This window comes from Streptomyces sp. NPDC058872, from assembly GCF_042743065.1.
GTDB lineage: Bacteria > Actinomycetota > Actinomycetes > Streptomycetales > Streptomycetaceae > Streptomyces.
In genome coordinates this window covers 1-1,540 of sequence record NZ_JBHYMK010000106.1, presented here as the reverse complement: position 1 = coordinate 1,540, position 1,540 = coordinate 1, and the positions used below count along the sequence as shown (strand labels likewise).

General features: G+C 76.4%; 2 protein-coding genes. Both read left to right on the top strand.

Going from position 1 to position 1,540, the window contains the following annotated elements; translation table 11 throughout:
• Nucleotides 1-87 precede the first annotated feature (87 nt).
• On the top strand, nucleotides 88-720 hold the full coding sequence (locus ACFW22_RS34760) for a class F sortase (RefSeq protein WP_386412532.1): 633 nt from the start codon (nucleotides 88-90) through the stop codon (nucleotides 718-720).
• A gap of 34 nt (nucleotides 721-754) precedes the next feature.
• Nucleotides 755-1,441, top strand: coding sequence for a PH domain-containing protein (locus tag ACFW22_RS34755; RefSeq protein WP_386412530.1), 687 nt, complete (start codon nucleotides 755-757; stop codon nucleotides 1,439-1,441).
• The last annotated feature ends 99 nt before the right edge of the window (nucleotides 1,442-1,540 follow it).

Genomic DNA, 1,540 nt, shown 5'->3' with positions numbered 1-1,540 from the left:
CCGCGCCCCCCGCCCGGCGGCCCCGCCGGCGGCCCCCCCGGGGGGGGGCCCCCCCGCCGCCCGTCCCGTCCCGCCCGGAGCCCTCCCGTGAACCGCATCCGCCCCCGCACCGCGTCCGTCCTCCTCCTGACCGCGCTCGTGGCGCTCACCGGCTGCTCGGCGTCCGGCCCCTCGCCCTCCACCCCGCCCGCCCACATCACCGGGGCCACCGCCCCCGCCACCGCTCCCGCGAAGGGCGCCGCCCCGGTGCAAGCGCTGCCCCGCTCCCTGCCCGTCCGCGTCCAGGTCCCCGCCGCCGGGGTCGACGCCCGTCCGATCCTGGACCTGGGCTTGAACGCCGACGGCACCGTCGAGGTGCCCCCGGTCGCCGACGCCGACCGCATCGGTTGGTACGAGAAGGGCGTCACGCCCGGGGAGACCGGCCCCGCCGTCCTCATCGGCCACTTCGACACCGTCCGCGGCCCCGCCGTCCTCAAGGACGTCGCCAAGGTCCGGATCGGCGACGAGATCGCCGTCGCCCGCGCCGACGGCAGGACAGCGGTCTTCCGGGTCCGCGAGCTGGAGCAGGTCGACAAGGGCGCCTTCCCGACGACCAAGGTGTACGGGAACACCACGCGCCCCGAACTCCGGCTGATCACCTGCGGCGGGGAGCTGGTCGACGGCCACCGCCCCGACAACATCATCCTGTACGCGGAGCTCACGGCCGTGCGGGCCGCTTGAGCTCCGGTCCGCCGGCTGAGGCACAATCGGCGGCATGACGACCCCCGAGCCGACCCCCGAGCCCAGCCACGAGCCGAGCCGCGAGTCGACCCCCGACCAGCCGTCCGCAGCACCGGCCTACGCCGACAAGGTCTTCCGGTCGCCCCTCGGGATCGCGAGCGGCGTCTTCCTGGTGCTGCTCGCGGTCCTGTTCACGGGGGATGCGGTGATCCGCGGCGAGGGGCGCACCCCCTGGCTCGCACTCGCCGGGCTCGTCCTCGTGGTCCCGCTGATCGTCGCCTTCACCATCCGGCCCGCGGTGTACGCCAACGACCAGCGGCTCCGGATCCGCAACCCCTTCCGGTCGATCCTCCTGCCCTGGGCCGCCGTCGCCGACGTCCGCGCCGGCTACTCCAGCGAGGTGTTCACCCAGGAGGGCGCCAAGTACCAGCTGTGGGCGATCCCCGTCTCGCTGCGCCAGCGCAAGCGGGCGGCCCGCCGCGCCGCCCGTGCCTCCCAGGACGATCCGCACCGCCGCACCTCCGTCACCGCCGACGTGCGGGACAGCGACGCCCGGACCGCGCCCACCGACCGGGCCGTCGCCGAGCTGCGCGAGCTCGCCGAGCTGCGCGCCGGGAGCGAGGGCGCACAGGGCGAGCCGCAGGTGCGCTGGGCGTACGAGATCATCGCCCCGGCGGTGGCCGGGCTGGTGCTGCTCGTGGTGCTCTTCGCCACGGGGTGAGCCGCGGGCGCTCCCCCACGGCGGCGGTCCGACCCCGGGGCGGATCCACCCGGACGGAAGCGCGCACGGAACGCCGGAGGGCCGGTACGGGAACGATCC

Excerpts from the sequence above, each read along its gene's own strand:
- ACFW22_RS34755 (WP_386412530.1), top strand. The coding sequence starts at position 755 with ATGACGACCCCCGAGCCGACCCCCGAGCCCAGCCACGAGCCGAGCCGC.